Source organism: Streptomyces cyslabdanicus, from assembly GCF_052663305.1.
Genome location: NZ_JBQRUW010000027.1, coordinates 1 through 15264, shown reverse-complemented (window position 1 = coordinate 15264; position 15264 = coordinate 1). Strand labels below are relative to the sequence as shown.

The 15264-nt window shown below is 70.9% G+C and carries 12 protein-coding genes; 7 read left to right on the top strand and 5 right to left on the bottom strand.

All coding sequences use genetic code 11. The annotated features are described in order from the left end of the window. The first annotated feature begins 166 nt into the window (after positions 1 to 166). Positions 167 to 3478 (top strand): tetratricopeptide repeat protein, encoded by a 3312-nt coding sequence (locus ACTYVM_RS17015; protein WP_445526693.1) that lies wholly within the window; start codon positions 167 to 169, stop codon positions 3476 to 3478. On the opposite strand, the gene ACTYVM_RS17010 is transcribed toward ACTYVM_RS17015, so the two are convergent. After that, positions 3466 to 3666: a DUF397 domain-containing protein gene (locus ACTYVM_RS17010; protein ID WP_445526692.1), complete on the bottom strand. Its 201-nt coding sequence runs from the start codon at positions 3664 to 3666 to the stop codon at positions 3466 to 3468. The two genes, ACTYVM_RS17015 and ACTYVM_RS17010, sit on opposite strands and share 13 nt — an antisense overlap. After that, a complete protein-coding gene (locus ACTYVM_RS17005; RefSeq protein ID WP_445526691.1) occupies positions 3663 to 4475 on the bottom strand; it encodes a helix-turn-helix domain-containing protein in 813 nt (270 codons plus the stop codon). The genes ACTYVM_RS17010 and ACTYVM_RS17005 overlap by 4 nt, the downstream gene beginning before the upstream one ends. Positions 4476 to 4588: 113 nt before the next feature. Here ACTYVM_RS17005 and ACTYVM_RS17000 point away from each other — a divergent pair, with 113 nt between their 5' ends. From ACTYVM_RS17000 to ACTYVM_RS16985, 4 genes are all read left to right on the top strand, one after another. Next, positions 4589 to 5023, top strand: a complete 435-nt coding sequence (locus ACTYVM_RS17000; protein ID WP_445526690.1) for an ATP-binding protein — start codon at positions 4589 to 4591, stop codon at positions 5021 to 5023. 252 nt (positions 5024 to 5275) lie between these two features. Further along, complete coding sequence (locus tag ACTYVM_RS16995; protein WP_445526689.1) at positions 5276 to 6070, top strand: helix-turn-helix domain-containing protein; 795 nt, start codon at positions 5276 to 5278, stop codon at positions 6068 to 6070. A 42-nt stretch (positions 6071 to 6112) separates the two neighbouring features. Further along, positions 6113 to 6418, top strand: coding sequence for a DUF6247 family protein (locus ACTYVM_RS16990; RefSeq protein WP_445526688.1), 306 nt, complete (start codon positions 6113 to 6115; stop codon positions 6416 to 6418). 299 nt (positions 6419 to 6717) lie between these two features. After that, entirely contained in the window at positions 6718 to 7839 is a 1122-nt protein-coding gene (locus ACTYVM_RS16985; protein WP_445526687.1) for an ADP-ribosylglycohydrolase family protein, read from the top strand. A gap of 126 nt (positions 7840 to 7965) precedes the next feature. On the opposite strand, the gene ACTYVM_RS16980 is transcribed toward ACTYVM_RS16985, so the two are convergent. The 3 genes from ACTYVM_RS16980 to ACTYVM_RS16970 all read right to left on the bottom strand — a co-directional run bounded on the left by ACTYVM_RS16980 (position 7966) and on the right by ACTYVM_RS16970 (position 10239). Then, positions 7966 to 8157, bottom strand: coding sequence for a DUF397 domain-containing protein (locus ACTYVM_RS16980; protein WP_445526686.1), 192 nt, complete (start codon positions 8155 to 8157; stop codon positions 7966 to 7968). 182 nt (positions 8158 to 8339) lie between these two features. After that, the gene (locus ACTYVM_RS16975; protein WP_445526685.1) at positions 8340 to 9197 is read right to left on the bottom strand and encodes a helix-turn-helix domain-containing protein; all 858 of its coding nucleotides are present in this window, start codon (positions 9195 to 9197) and stop codon (positions 8340 to 8342) included. 286 nt (positions 9198 to 9483) lie between these two features. Further along, the gene (locus tag ACTYVM_RS16970; protein ID WP_445526684.1) at positions 9484 to 10239 is read right to left on the bottom strand and encodes a GOLPH3/VPS74 family protein; all 756 of its coding nucleotides are present in this window, start codon (positions 10237 to 10239) and stop codon (positions 9484 to 9486) included. Between the two features lie 260 nt (positions 10240 to 10499). Between ACTYVM_RS16970 and ACTYVM_RS16965 the strand changes: the two genes are divergently transcribed. After that, positions 10500 to 13121, top strand: coding sequence for a D-alanyl-D-alanine carboxypeptidase (locus ACTYVM_RS16965; protein ID WP_445526683.1), 2622 nt, complete (start codon positions 10500 to 10502; stop codon positions 13119 to 13121). A 163-nt stretch (positions 13122 to 13284) separates the two neighbouring features. Next, on the top strand, positions 13285 to 15171 hold the full coding sequence (locus ACTYVM_RS16960; protein ID WP_445526682.1) for a DUF8823 domain-containing protein: 1887 nt from the start codon (positions 13285 to 13287) through the stop codon (positions 15169 to 15171). Positions 15172 to 15264: the final 93 nt, after the last annotated feature.

Sequence of the window (15264 nt, the reverse complement as noted above, 5' to 3'; positions counted from 1 at the left end):
CCTGGGCCGTCAGCGCCGTGAACACCCGCTCTCGAGTGCCGTCGACGACCCACATCCGCAACCGGAACGGCCCAGGCACGGGCGCGGGATTCGAGCCACTTCCGGACATCGCGACCCGCGCGGGCCAGAATTGCCACAGGGGCGAGGCGACGGAGGGGACGAACGCATGGCGCAGGCGCGGCGGTCGATGCAGGACCTGGTCCGGCAGCGCAGGCGGGCCGGGTTCGTCGGACGGCGGGCCGAACGGGCGGCGTTCCGGGAGAACTTCGGCCATGCGCCCGAGGACGAGCGCCACCGTTTCCTGTTCCATGTGCACGGCGATGCCGGGGTCGGAAAGACCTTCCTGGTCAGGGAGATGGAGCACACCGCCCGGGAACGCGGAGCCCTGACGGCGTACGTGGACGAGGGTGTCGGCAGCGTGCCGGAGGCAATGGCCGCGATCAGTCGCCAGTTCGCCGAGCACGGATTCCGGTGCAAGGAGCTGGACCGGTTGCTGGCCGCGCACCGGGACCGCCGGCACGAGGCCGAGGCGGCGGTGGCCGCGATGGAACCGCACCCCGAAGGCCCGTCCCCGGTGAGCACGACGGCGGTACGGCTGGGCCTGGCGGGGATCGGGCTGATACCCGGGGCCGGGCCCTTCGTCGGTGCCGTCGACGCCGCCCAGCTCGCCCAGGGGGCGGACCGGTTACGGGCGAGCCTCAGCGCCCGCTTCCGCAGTCAGGACGACGTGCAGCTCGTGCTGTCGCCGGAGCGGAGCCTCACGCCGGTGCTGCTCGGCGAGCTGACGGACATCGCCGACCAGGTGCCGTGGATCGTCCTCTTCCTCGACACGTACGAGGCGACGGCCCCGTTCCTCGACGGGTGGCTGCACGACATCATGGCGACGGATCGGTACGCCGGATCGCTGCCCGCCAACGTCGTCGTGGTCACCGCCGGTCAGCGGCGCCTGGACCCCGCACGCTGGAGCGGCTTCTCCGACTTCGTCCAGGACGTTCCCCTCGGCCCGTTCACGGAGGAGGAGGCACGGGGGCTCCTGGCCGTCAAGGGTGTCCTGGCCGAGCCCGTCGTCGAGGAGGTGATGCGGCTCACCGGTGGGCTGCCCGTGCTGGTTTCCACCCTCGCCGAAGCCCGGCCCGACGATCGCGAGGACGTGGGCGATCCGAGCGCGACGGCCGTGGAACGCTTCCTGAAGTGGGAGCAGGATCCGATACGGCGGGCGGCGGCGCTGGCCGGTGCCCTGCCCCGGCGGCTGGACGTGGACGTGTTCCAGGCGGCGGTGGACTGCCCGGAGGAGGACGTCGAACCGCTCTTCGCGTGGTTGCGCGGCATGCCGTTCGTCAGCGAGCGGGGAGACGGACTCCGGTACCACGACGTCGTACGGGCGCCGATGCTGCGGTTGCAGCGACGGCGTTCCCCGCGTGGCTGGGCGCAGCGGCACGAGCGCCTTGCGGGGGTCTTCGGCGGCTGGCGCGCGCATGCGGCGAGGGGCCTGCGGCCCGACGAGGAGTGGGAGCACGAGACGTGGCGGGAGCTGCGCCTCGAGGAGAAGTACCACCTGCTGTGCTCCCAGGGGCTCGTGGTTCTCGGTGGAGCGTTGCTGGACCTGGTTCTGGCCTGCCGTGAGGAGCGGGTACTCGGCCGCCGGTGGGCGCGGATGCTGGAGGACGCGGGGGAAGCCACGGACATCCCTGTTCTGCGGGAGTGGGGAAGGAGTGTGGGCGAGGCCCTGTCCGACGAGCAGTCCGGGGTGCGCGAGGCGATGGACCGGCTCCTGGCCAGGACCGGTCTGGACGTTCGCGGGCGGGCTGTGGCGCACACGGTGCGGGGCAGGGAACTGCGGAACGCCGGCGAGTACCAGCGGGCGCTGGCCGAGTACGACCGGGCGGTCGAACTCGATCCGGAGCTGTCCTCGGCCCATTACGGGCGGGGCTACACGCTCGCCCTGTCGGGTGATTCCTCCGCGGCGTTGGCCGAGTACGACCGTGCCGACGAACTGGCACCCGACACCGCATGGATCATCGCGGAGCGCGGGGAGACAATGCGGGTCCTGGGACGGTACGAAGAGGCCCTCGACGCGTGCGACCGGGCTTTCCGCCTGGACCCGACCGATGCCTTCCCGCTCGCCTCCAGGGCGGCGTGCAGGCATGCGCTCGGGCAGTACGACGCCGCTCTTGCCGACTTCGACCGGGCGCTGAGCCTCGATGAGGACTACCTGTGGGCGCTGGTGAGGAGGGCTCGGCTGCACCGCACCAGGGAGCGATGGGACGAAGCGTTCGCAGACCTGGACCGGGCGGTCGGCTTGGCACCCGACTCCGCGTGGATCGCGTCGGAGCGCGGTGACACCTACCGGCTCGCCGGCCGGTTCGAAGAGGCCGTCACCGAGCTTGGACGAGTTCTGACGCTCGAGTCCAACCACGAGTCGGCCCTGGCGAGCCGGGGCGTGGCCCATTTCGAGCTGGGCAGGACCGAGGAGGCCCTGGCCGACCTCACCCGTGCGGTGGAACTCGACCCCGGGTATTCCTGGGCGCTGGTGATGCGCTCCAGGGTGAGGCGTCGACTGAACGACCGCGACGGCATGTTCGAGGACCTCCGCCGGGCAGTCGACGCCGCCCCGGACGCCAACTGGGTCGGGCTCGAACTGGCAGAGCAGTACCGGATCGCGAGCCGCTACGACGAGGCCGTCGTCCTGTACCAACGGCTGTTGGGACGGGATCCGGAGTATCCGTACGCGCTCGCCGGTCTCGGTGCCGTCCACCGCGCCCGATCCGAGTACACCGAAGCCCGCCGGTTCCTCGACCGAGCGCTGGCAGTCGACCCGGACTACGGCTGGGCGTACGGACAGCGTGCGCGTGTCTGTGTCGCGACCGGGTGGGTCGAACAGGCCGTGGCCGACCTGGACCGGTGTGTCGCCCTGCGGTCGGAGACGGACTGGGCACGGCGAACCGTGATCGAACTTCTGATGTGGTGCGACCGGTGGGACGAGGCACTGGACCGGCTGGCCGACGCGCAGACCGAAGTGACCAGCGACGAGGACAGCATGGATGACCTGTGGACAGCCGCGTACCGGCATGAGGGCCGACCGGCAGAGGCTCGTTCGCTCGCTGAGCGGTTGCGCGTTTCGGATCCCCTTCCAGGAACCTTCCAGCTGTCCGTGGTGGTGACGCGCTTCGAGGGGGTGCGGGCTGCGAGGCCGCTGTGGCGGGAGCTGGCACGGTCACTGTCCGAACTCGAACTGGACGCGGCGGGACGTGCGGTAGGACGGTGCATCGTGGGCTGGGGCCTCGGCGACTGGGCCGAGGCCGATCGAGCACTGGCCGAAGTCCTGGCCGCCGATCCGGACTGGGAGGATCTCGCGGACCTCGCTCACTTCCTCACCGAACTGCTCCACAGCCCAGGCGCGGACCGCTCCCGCCTCGCCCCCCGCCTGGCGACCGTCGGCGCCGCCCGTGACGCCGTCCAGGCGCGTTACGCGGAATGACCGGCGAACGTGAGGAACGCGCGCCAGGACGCGCCCTCGAACGCGAGCCGTGCACCGTCCCGGTCCTTGGAGTCACGGACGTGGACGGTGGTGGGGGAGGGGACGGGGGTGGCTATGGCCACCTCGACACAATCAGGGCCGTCGTTGCTGCTGTAGCTGCTCTTGAACCAGTTGAGCGTGGTGGTCATGTCTCTTCTCCCAGAATCTTCTCGATGAAGGACAGCGACTCCCGAGGTGAGAGGGCCTGCGCACGGATCATTCCATAGCGCATGTCCAGGATCTGGGCCTCTCTCGGGTCGCTGATCACCCGGCTGTGCAGCTGGGCCTCCCAGTGCCCCAGCGTCTTGCCGTCCCGGAGCCTCAGGAGCCGCAGCGGTCCTGCCATGCCCGCGTGGTCCTCGCGGTCCGTGGGCATCACCTGGACCGAGACGTGCCGCAACTGGCCGAGTTCCAGCAGGCGTTCAAGCTGCTCTCGCAGAACCATTCTGCCGCCGATCGGCCGCCGCAGCGTCACCTCCTCTTGGACAAAGCTGATGAGCGGCCGGGGTACTCGCTCGAACACGGACTTGCGGGCCATACGCGCGGCGACATGACGCTCGATCTCGTCCTCCGTGTACGCGGGACGACGCATCGCGTACAGCGCCTGCGCGTACGCCGGAGTCTGCAACAGGCCATGGATCTGCTGGTTGTCGTAGGCGCCGAGCTCGACGGCCTCGCCCTCCAACTTCGCCAAGTCCCGTACCTTCTTCGGGTACCGGGCCCGCTCCACATCCGCCTTCATCACGGACAGCTTCCCGCCCGCGCCGAGCACCTCGTCGGCCTTGTCGAGGAAGTCGGGCTTGGGGATGCGCCGTCCGCGTTCGACCGAGGAGACCATCTCGTCGCCGTACCCGATGGCGGCGCCGAGTTCTCCCTGCTTGAGCCCGGCGGCCTCCCGCCACATCTTGATCTGCCGACCGACGGTCCGGAGTACGGCCTCGGCCTCTTCGTCCTCCATACGATCCCCTCCCGCCGTACGAGCCGGACGACTCCGTCGTGCGTTCGTACAGTCACGCTGCGTACCGTGGTGATGGCTGTTCAGCCTAGGGATGGATGACGACTCTGGGTGACATGAGTAGGAAATTCCCCCTTCCGATCGCTGCTGCGCCGGCCCACTTCGCCGTGCAGCTCTCCGCGACGCGCAGAGGTGCGCGACTGGCCCGCCTGCTGGCCGAGCGCCAACTGGACGACTGGGGAGTGGACTGGGCGGACGCGGTGCGGATCGTGGCGGAGCTGGCGGCGAACGCGGCGCTCCACGGGCGGGTCAGGGGACGGGACTTCCGGCTGGCGATGAGGCTGCACGCGGACGGCGACCTGCGTATCGAGGTGACCGACGCGCGCGGTGACCGGCTCCCGAGGATCGTGGACCCGGTGGCGGCGGACGCGGAGTCGGGGCGGGGCCTGCTGCTCGTGGCCGCGCTCGCCGACCGCTGGGGCTTCACCGAGGCACCCGCCCACGGCAAGACGGTCTGGGCCGAACTCGCACCGCGTCGCGGAGATCGGTGACCCGGCGGCGCCCGACGCCAAAGACCAAAGAACCGGGGAAAGAACCGAACCCGCCCCCACCGCCCCCGTCGATCACCCGGCGGAGTGAATATGCCCCGCTCGGCTGGCGTGGCGAGGTGATCGTGGTGCAGCGTCTGTTCCACCAACCGCACACATGCATCGGCCCTCGCCGGGACTGCCATCCCACTGCGAGGGCCTGATCATCGGGAAGAGCAGCTTCCCCGATGACTGGAAGGAAGCAGCCGCTTTCCGATGACTGATCAGCACCCTAACGCGCCCGCACGCGCCAAGTCCGGCCATTCCGGCGGCGTCATCCACATGAACGAACCCCATCACGAGAACTTCACGGTGGTCGGCAACCATCTGGCCCAGCACGCCGAGTTGTCCCTGACGGCGATCGGTCTGGCGGTGCACATCCAGTCGCTGCCGAAGGGCACCCCGATCGGGATCAAGACGCTGGCCGGGAAGTTCCCCGAGGGGGAGATCCGGATCGCCGCGGCCCTGCGGGAGCTCGAGGAACACGGCTATCTCTCACGCACCAAGGAGCGTCTTCAATCGGGCCGAGTGACGACCCGGACGACCTCCTACAACAAGCCGCGCCGCACCGAATCCGCCCGGACCGCCGAGCCCGACCGCCCGGCCACCCCGCCCGGGCCCACGGCCGCCTCGGCCCCGCCCGCGCACCGCACGGCGAATGACCTGCTCGCCGGCCTCCGCGCCCATGACGCACGCCTGCTCCTCACCGAACGGGACGTGCACCGGCTGGCACCGGCGGTCTCGGAGTGGCTGGAGCGGGGCGTACCGCCCACGGCCGTGACGCGAACGCTCACGGCGGGCCTGCCCGAGGACCCGATCAAGCACCCGGCGGCGTTCCTGGCCCACCGCCTGGCCTCCCTCCTGCCGCCGCCCCTGCCCGCCGCCCCACCGGCCCCCGCGACGGCCCTCCGCCCGGCCCCGCTCCAGACCTGCGACGGCTGCGAGAGAGCGTTCAGGTCCCCAGAACCAGGCCGGTGCAGGGACTGCCGTCCGTCTGCTGCGGCTGCGTAGGAAGACACGGAGATGAGCCGGATGACAAGCAGCCTGACACCCGTGCCCGAGCTCACGCCGGAAACACTGCGAGCGGCGGTCGCGCACATCGCCCCGAGCCGTGTTCCTGCTCTCACTCAACACCTCTTCGAGGCAGCGACGAACGCTCAGCGGACGCGAAGCCTCGCGCCGCTGAGGGCCTTCGTGCATTCCTGGGCGGTGTTCGTGGCGATCGAACGTCACCCGGAGCGCGTCGCTCGACTGCGAGAGCTGGAACGGATCGTGGATACGGGAAGGCCGGACCCGGCGTCGGCCATCGCCGAGATCCGCGCCATCTGGAAGTTGGCCGAGACGGAGGCCGGGCTGTGACGATGCGGCTGGGGAGCGATGCCCCTCCCTGATATCCGCGCTGTGGACGACCTACGCAGTGCGCTTGGCCGCCGGGTCTTGATCAGGAACTCGCCCGAGGTCATGGCGGCTCTTGAGGGCGCGTGATCCTCAGGTGATCGACCGAGTTATGGCGCGGTTCTTGCGCTGATGCTTTCGGATCACTTTCACCACACCTCCCTCACCAGTCCATCCCCTGAACAGACCGTTCCCGTTCCATTACAGTGCTGAATTGTTGGGCGTACGGACGGGTAACGGATAACGGCCGGGGAGGTCTCAGCGTGGGTGCGACGTCCGGGGGCGTCTGGGGGCGGGGGGAGCAGCAGGACTTCCGGAGTCGGGTGCGGGGGACGTTGCTCGGGGTGGCCGTGGGGGACGCCCTCGGCGCGCCGGTGGACTCGCTGGACCTCGGCGCGATCCGGGAGGCCCACGGACCCGAGGGGATCCGCGATCTCGTGCCCGCCCACGGGCGCCGCGGCGCCGTCACGCACGTCACGCAGCTCACCCTGTTCACCGTCGACGGGCTCATCCGGGCGCAGGTCCGCCGCGACACCGGCGCCTGGCATCCGCCCACCGATCTGCACTGCGCCTACCTGCGGTGGGCCGCCACCCAGCGGGACTGGGGGCCCGACGAGCGGCGCGAGGACGACGGCTGGCTGGCCCGCGAGGAGTGGCTGTACGCCCGGCGGGGCCCGAGCCGGCCGCTGCTGATGGGGTTCGGGGACGACACCATGGGCACCCTGGAGGCGCCCAAGAACCCCGCCGAGACCGGTCCGGAGGCGGTCGCCCGATCGGCGCCGTTCGGGCTTCTCGTCGGCTGGGAGCCGCAGCTCGTCACGCAACTCGCCGTCGAGTGCGCGGCGCAGACCCACGGGCACCCCACCGCCTGTCTCGCCGCCGGCGCCTACGCCGTCATCGTGCACGCCCTCGCCCGCGGCGACAGTCTCGACGGCGCCGTGCAGAAGGCGCTGGCGCTGCTCGCCGCGCGCCCCGGCCACCAGCCGGTGTCGGACGCCCTCCAGCACGCGCTGGGCGCGGTACGCCAGGGCATGCCGACCCCGGACCGGGTGGAGGACCTGGCGGGGGAGGGGACGGCGGCGGGGCTGCTCGCCGTGTCCGTGTACTGCGCGCTGGTGAGCGAGGACGTACGCCACGGGCTGTGCCTGGCGGTGAACCACAGCGGGTCCTCCGGCGCCGCCGGTGCCCTCACCGGCGGACTGCTCGGCGCCCTGCACGGGGAGACGGTCCTCCCGCCGGCCTGGCTGGCCGAGCTGGAGGGCCGTCCCACTCTGCTGCTCCTGGCGGACGACTTCGCGATGGAGATGACCCAGGGACCCGCACTGCACGGGCCCACCGGGTCCTCTCCGGGATGGCTGGCGCGCTATCCGCGCGGGGTCCGGTAGTCCGTCCGGGACCCCGGCCCGGAGGCCGGGGTCCCGGCACAAGCGGAGCCCCCTCGGCAAGGACGGCGAACTCGTCGAGAGGGCTCATCAATTGGTGCTTGTCGCAGTTGTCGTGACGTCGTCTTCTCAAGCCTTGAGCGACGTCACGAACGTGTTCCAGGTGTCGGCGCGGAAGCCGACCACCGGGCCCGTGGGGACCTTGGAGTCCCGGACCGCCATGGCCGCGACCATCGGTGACTTGACTTCGACGCACGCGCCGTTGCCCGTGGAGTACGAGGACTTGGTCCACGTCTCCGTGACGCCCTGACGAATTGCCATTTCTGCTCCGGAATGCGAGTGGAGTGGATTGCGCCACCGTTGTACTTGATGGCGTGATCGACGCTACCCGTCGCACTCCATGTCGGAAGCGACCGTTCATCCTTACGGATGGCATATTCCAAAGGAGTCTTCCGGCTTTGCCTGGTGACGGTGTACGGTGCGGCGCCTTCAATCCGCAGCACTCATCGCGCGTGCTCCTTGACCATGTTCGCGATGAACTGCCGTGACTGCTCGACGTTCAGGGCCTGCGCCCGCAGGTGTTCGTACATCACGCTGTACTTCTGGACGTCGTTCGCCTTCTCCAGGTACAGGTCGCTGGTGACGCCCTCGATGTAGACGACGCTGGAGTCCGCCGCGTCCGGGAACTCCAGGATCGCGTACTGCCCGTTGAGGCCCGGGTGCGCGCCCATCTCGAAGGGGATGACCTGCACGGTCACGTGCGGCAGCCGGGTCTGCTCGACCAGGTGCTCCAACTGCTCCCGCATCAGGGAGGGGCTGCCGACGACCCGGCGCAGCGCGGCCTCGTCCAGGACCGTCCACAGCCGCAACGGGTTCTCGGAGGCGGAGATTCGTTCCTGCCTGCGCATTCTGACCTGCACCCGCTTCTCGATGTCCGCGTGTGCCGTCTCCGGCAGGGCGCCGGCGATCAGCGCCTCCGCGTACTGGCGGGTCTGCAGCAGCCCGGGCACGACCTGCGGGTCGTAGATGCGCAGGCTCGCCGCGTCCGTCTCCAGGCCGATGTAGACGCTGTAGGGGATGTCGCCGAACGAATGCCACCAGCCCTGCTGGCGAGAGTCCTTGGCCATCTGCATCAGAGAGTCGACGACCCGGTGGTCGTCCACCTCGTAGACCCCGCACAGATCGCGGACGTCACGCTGGCTGATGCTGCGCCGGCCGTTCTCCAGGCGGCTGATCTTCGACTGCGACACCAGCAGTCGCTCGGCCACCTCCTCGGCCGTCATGCCCTTGAGTTCGCGCAGCCTGCGCAGTTCCTGGCCCAGTCGGCGCCGCCTGACTGTGGGATTGACATTGGACGCCACGGGACGTGCACCTCCGGCCGCATGCCTCTACTTTGCGTATCTGCTGCTGAGCAGACTGCCACCAAGGTGCTTCATACCGCTGGGAAACGCCGGATATGCAGCGAGTACACGTCAGTTCGGGCACGCGTTCAGCACTCGGACGTGGCAGAGCGGGCGGCGGGACGCGTACGAGGTGTACGATCCCGCCGCCCTTGTCGATCCTGCGGCTCCCGAACTATCGCTCCGGGGCTGGGGACTGCGATGCGGCGTGTGCTGTGCGGTGTGGCGTTGCCGTGTGCGGTGCGGCTCAGTGGGCCACGGCGCGGGCCATGGAGCCGCGGCGTGGCTGCATCGGCACGCCCCGAGCGGGTTCCGCCGCGGGCCTGGCGCCCGCCCCGCTCTGGCGGCCTGCCGAGGCCGCGTTGCGGCGTGGCTGGGCCGCCACGCCGTTCTGGACGTCCATCACGGCGTGCGCCACGAGGCCGCCCATGGGGTCGTGCCGGATCAGGTCCCTGAGCCGGGACCGTGACGACCGTCCCTCGTTGCCGGGGTACAGGTGCTTGCCGAGGCCGACCGCGTGCGCCAGCGCGGCGAGCGCCGCGGTCCGCGGGTCCGGCGGTACGCCGGTGCGGATCGCCGAGTCCAGCCGGGCCCTGATCTCCCGGCTGATGGCGGTGTCCGTCGCCTGGTAGCGAGTCGTCGGCAGCACCCCGCACATCTGGCCGGCCACGGCGTGCACCATGCCGCACCGCTCCAGATGCGAGAGGTAGGTCTGGCGGAGCCCGAGACGCGGCCCGCCGATCCAGTGGACGGCCCGTACCGGAGCGCCGCGCCTTCGCAGCAACTCCAACGCGCAGTCCAGAGTTGGATCTCCTGTCGGCCGTGGTGCCACCACGGCGATACGATCCCCGTCTGGGGCTATCCGTCCGGCCAGCGCCAGCTCCACTAGCTGTGCTCCGGCCAGACCTAGGTCGAGCGACTGCGGCTGCGCAGTGGTACCCGTGGTCGGGTCCAGTGCCAGCAGCAGAAGCTCTTCCGGAAGTGTTCTGCGGCTCCTGCCCATCCATGCCTCCCCGCGTGGATGAATGACAGGGTGACCCCTCTCACATTGGTCTGTCGAGGGTGCGTGACCGGTTCGTAAGGGAACCGGTAGGTATGTCGTTCTCGTCTATCGCATCGGTTTGGCCCGTACACAGGACACTGGTACATGGTTCGGACAGCGGTACGGCCAAGGGTTCGGCTGCGTCGTCCGGGTGGCGGGTCAGGTCGTGATTCACGGTTCGGTAGCGGCACGTTGGGCGTGCGGCGCATGAGGAGGTATCGGTGGCGGGCGAGTCCCCCGACAGGTCGAAGCAGCGCGAGTCGTCGGCAGATGGGACGTCGGGGAGCGCGGGTTCGGTTCCCGAGTCCAGGAACGAGGCCGGCGACCCCCGCCTCGCGTTGACGGGGGAGTCCGGGGAGCCGGGCGCGTCCGACGGCTCCGAGCAACGCGGCGGGGTCGACACGGCCACTCGGGTGCTTTCGGTACGGGATGTGAAGCCGGAGGCGAAGCCGGGGACGAAGCGGGAGTCGGAGCCGGAGAAGGTGACCGACGAGGGCGGGGCCGCCGACGACGGTGACGAGGCCGACGCGACGGGTGACGGGCGCCTGCGTGCGGCGGTGGCCGCGTGGGTGAACTCCGGGAGCGACGGGAAGCGCCCGGAGGCGGAGACCGAGGGTGCCTCCGGCGAGGGCGAGGGCGAGGGCGAGGGCGAGGCCGCGGGCGCGAAGCCCGGTGCCTCCGGCTCCCCCGAGGCCGACGGCGCGGAGGACGCCTCCGACGGGGAGGCTGCCGCGCGTGGGAAGGACGGGTCCGAGTCCCGGGCCGCGGACGAGACCGCGCAGGACGCCGAGGGCGCCGACGACGCCCAGCGAGGGAGGACCGGGGTCGCGCCGGAGGCCGACGCGGAGGGGCATGACGACGCCGAGCGTGGGAAGGACGGGGACAGGTCCCGGGCCGCCGACGAGACCGCGCAGGACGCTTCCGACGCGGAGGACGTCGACGCCACCGACGCCGACGCCGACGCCGAGGGCGCCAAGGCCGGGACCGCGTCCGAGGACGCCACGCGTTCGAAGGACGGGACTGAGCCCAAAGCTGACGCCGAGGACGCCGACGATGACGGCGACGGCAAGCGTGGCGAGGCCGACGAGCCCACCGAGGACGCCGAGAGCGCCGGCGATGACGGCGACGGCAAGCGTGGCGGCGACGGCAAGCCCGTCGGGGCCGGCGAGGCCGGCGAGGACTCCGACGAGGCCGACGAAGCCGCCGAGGACGCCCCCGAGGCCGGTGACGGTGGCTCGGAGGGCTCGGGCTCGGGCACGGGTGAGAAGCCCCCCGTGGATCAGCCCACCACGATGCTCAAGCTCGGCGGTGCCGCCAAGAAGCCCCAGGTCGACCAGCCCACCACCATGCTCAAGCTGGGCGGCGACAAGAAGCGGGCCCCCGAGTCCGACGCCGAGCGGACCAGCAAGTTCGTCGCGCTCAAGCGGCCCGACGCGGTGCAGACCCGCAAGCCGCAGCCCGCGCAGCCGGCCACGCCCGCGCCCAAGCCCGTGCCCGCGGACGGCACCGCCGCCACCCCGCAGGCCGGCCCCGAGCGCACCACCCAGCAGCCGCTGCCGCCCAGGCCGCCGCTGGACCTGCTGGCCGAGCTCACGAACACTCCGCCGCCCCCGGAGACCCCGCTGCGCACCACGGTGCGCCGCGTCAAGATCTGGACCCCGCTCGTCGTCCTCCTGCTGATCGTCTTTGCGGTCGTGCAGGCCGTGCGCCCGCTGCCGGAGCCCACCTTCGCGCTGACCGCCGAGGACACCTACACCTTCGAGGGCAACCCGGTGAAGCTGCCCTGGCCGAGCGAGGGCCAGGGCTGGATGGACGTCGACGGCGTCGGCACGATGGACCACTTCGGCGAGCAGAAGCCGGTCGCCATCGGCTCGGTCGCCAAGACCATGACCGCGTACATCATCCTGCGCGACCACCCGCTGAAGGTCGGCGAGGAAGGCCCGAAGATCGAGATCGACCCGACGGCGGAGAAGGAGGGCGGCTTCGACAAGGCCGGCGAGTCCACGCTCAACACCATGAAGGCCGGCGAGTTCCTCACCGAGAAGCAGGCCCTGTCCGCGGTCATGATCCCCTCCGCGAACAACATCGCGCGCCTGCTGGCCCGCTGGGACGCCGGCTCCGAGGCGGAGTTCGTCAAGAAGATGAACGCCACCGCCAAGGAACTCGGCATGGCGAACACGACGTACACCGACCCCTCGGGTCTGAAGGAGACCACCGTCTCCACCGCCGAGGACCAGGTGAAGCTCGGTAACGCGGCCATGACGATCCCGGCCATGGTGGCCATCACCAGCGCGGCCAGCTGGACGGACCCGACCGGGAAGTACTGGAACAACTACAACGAGCTGCCCTACGCCATCGGCGCGATCGGCATCAAGACCGGCTCCACCACCGCGGCCGGCGGCAATCTGCTCTTCGCCGCCCACAAGCAGGTCGGCGGCCGGACGGTGACGATCGTCGGCGCGATCCTCGGCCAGCACCAGGGCCAGTCGATCCTCGACACGGTCAACGCGGTCAGCAAGACCGCGCTGCTCGCCGCCAAGGACGTGCCGACCTCGGCGAAGATCCTGAAGAAGGGCGATGTCGTCGGGTACGTCGACGACCAGCTCGGCGGCCACACGCCGGTCGTCGTCACCAAGGACGTCACCGCGGTCGGCTGGGCCGGGCTGCGGCTGAAGCTGTCCCTCACCACCAAGGACGTCCTGCCGCACACCGCGAAGGCCGGCACGGACGTGGGCATGCTCACCGTCGGTGACGGCGCGGACGGCGCCGTACAGGTGCCCGTCGCCCTTCAGGAGGACCTCGCCGAGCCGGGCTTCCCGGCCAAGCTGACCCGCATCGGCTGACCTGCGCGTCAACCGGCGGCCGACGCCGCCCCCACCCACCCCGTCGGGCAGCCCCACCCGGGAGCTGATCCGGCGGGGTGCGTGCTAGCGTCACGAATCGGGCACGTCGCCGGTCGCGGGACGCGGCCGCGGACAGAGAACAGGACACGGGGAGTGCCTTCAGGTGGCCACAGCGGATCCCACACGCGCTGACGACGCCGATCCGGGCCCGGGGAACGGTGCCCGAATAGGCGCGTCCACGCCTGGCGCGGTCGGTGACCACGGGCGGCCGGGCGGCCCCGCGGACGACCAGGGGGGTGACCGGGGCGGCGAAGGGTCCCGGGTCCGGTCCGCGGTCATGGCGGTCCGGGAGCGGATGCTGCGGCACCCCGTCCTGTCCGTCACCGTCCTGGCCGGTCTGCTGCACATCGTCTGGTTCTTCACGTTCGCCAACAGCGGCGGCGACCTCGCGGCGCAGGACGCCTGGGCCGAGTTCGTCGGCCGGCACCCCGACTCGGCGTACAACCTCGCCTGGTACGGCGGCATGCACCCGGTGTCGTACAGCGTGGTGTCGCCGTACCTGATGTCGCTCCTGGGCGTCCGCACCACGATGATGATCGCGGGCACGGTTTCGGCGGCCCTGCTGACGCTGGTCCTCATCCGCAGCCGCTCGGTCAGGAACCCGCTGTGGGCGGCGCTGACGGGCGTCTTCGGGCTGGTGTGCAACGCGGTGTCGGGCCGGGTGACCTTCGGGCTGGGCACGATGTTCGCGCTGGGCGCGGTCGCGGCCGTGTTCTGCTGGCCGCACCGCTGGCGCTTCAAACGCTGGGCGAAGGCGCTGGTCGCGGCGCCGCTGGCCGCGCTCGCCACCATGTCCTCGCCCGTGGCGGGCCTGTTCGTGGGCCTGATCGCCGTCGCGCTGTTCCTGCAGAAGCGCCGCCCGGGCGCCTGGGCGCTGGGCCTGGCCCCGGCCGCGGTGGTGGCCGTGTCGGCCTGGCTGTTCCCCTTCTCCGGCACCCAGCCGATGGCGTTCGCCTCGGTGATCCTGCCCCTGCTCTACTCCGTCCTCGCCGTCGTCCTCGTCCCCCGGGAGTGGAAGACGGTCCGGATCACGTCCGTGGTGTACGGCCTCGCGGTCGTCCTGGTGTGGCTGATCAGCTCCCAGATCGGCTCCAACGTCACCCGGCTGGCCATGCTGTTCGCCGGGGTGGTGATGGTGGCGGCGCTGCCGTTCACGGTCCCGCGCTCGCGCACCTGGTTCACGACCGTCCTGGCCGTCGCCGTGTTCGTCGGCTGGATAGGGTTCAAGTCGGTCGACGACATCGTCAACACCACCCCCGCCGCCTCCTGGGCGCGCGAGCTGGCCCCCCTGGTCAACCAGTTGCAGCAGGTCGGCGCGGAGAGGGGCCGGGTCGAGGTGGTCCCCGCCCGCTCCCACCGCGAGGCCTCCGCGCTGGCGCCCTACGTCAACCTGGCCCGCGGCTGGAACCGCCAGGCCGACATGCAGCGCAACCCGCTCTTCTACGACGACACGCTCAACTCGGCGAACTACCACGACTGGCTGCAGCGGTGGGCGGTGCACTACGTGGTGCTGCCCAAGGGCGACGTCGACGGCGACGGCGGCGAGCGCGAACGCGCCCTGGTGCAGGAGGGCATGCCGTACCTCAAGCAGGTCTGGGGCGACGCCAACTGGCAGCTGTTCAAGGTCACCGACCCGGCGCCGCTCGCCGAGCCGGACGCGGTCGTCGAACGCGCCGAGCAGGGCGAGATGACCATCCAGGTGCGCAAGGCGGGCCGCATCCTCATCCGCATCCCGTACTCGCCCTGGCTGAGCCTCGTCGACGACGAGGGCAAGAGCCTCAAGCCGCCCCAGGAGACCGCCGCCTCCAAGCACCGCGCCGAGGGCGAGCCGAAGACGTACGACAACGTCAACGGCTGCCTCATGGAGACGGAGCAGGACGCCCAGGGCGACAAGTGGACCGCGCTGCTCGCGCCGAAGGCGGGCACGTACCGGCTGGCGTCGCCGTACCAGCTGCCGCGGGGCACTCCGTGCCCGGACGAGTTGAACTGACCGCTGCCGGGTCGGGTGCGGGGGGCCGGGGACGGCAGTCCCCGGCCCCCCACCTCCGTCTTGAAAGGCCTTTCCCCCAACACCAGAAAGGAC

Coding starts and splice junctions, on each gene's coding strand:
- ACTYVM_RS17000 (WP_445526690.1), top strand. CDS start 4,589: ATGAGTAGGAAATTCCCCCTTCCGATCGCTGCTGCGCCGGCCCACTTC.
- ACTYVM_RS17015 (WP_445526693.1), top strand. CDS start 167: ATGGCGCAGGCGCGGCGGTCGATGCAGGACCTGGTCCGGCAGCGCAGG.
- ACTYVM_RS16970 (WP_445526684.1), bottom strand. CDS start 10,239: ATGGGCAGGAGCCGCAGAACACTTCCGGAAGAGCTTCTGCTGCTGGCA.
- ACTYVM_RS16995 (WP_445526689.1), top strand. CDS start 5,276: ATGACTGATCAGCACCCTAACGCGCCCGCACGCGCCAAGTCCGGCCAT.
- ACTYVM_RS17005 (WP_445526691.1), bottom strand. CDS start 4,475: ATGGAGGACGAAGAGGCCGAGGCCGTACTCCGGACCGTCGGTCGGCAG.
- ACTYVM_RS16980 (WP_445526686.1), bottom strand. CDS start 8,157: ATGGCAATTCGTCAGGGCGTCACGGAGACGTGGACCAAGTCCTCGTAC.
- ACTYVM_RS17010 (WP_445526692.1), bottom strand. CDS start 3,666: ATGACCACCACGCTCAACTGGTTCAAGAGCAGCTACAGCAGCAACGAC.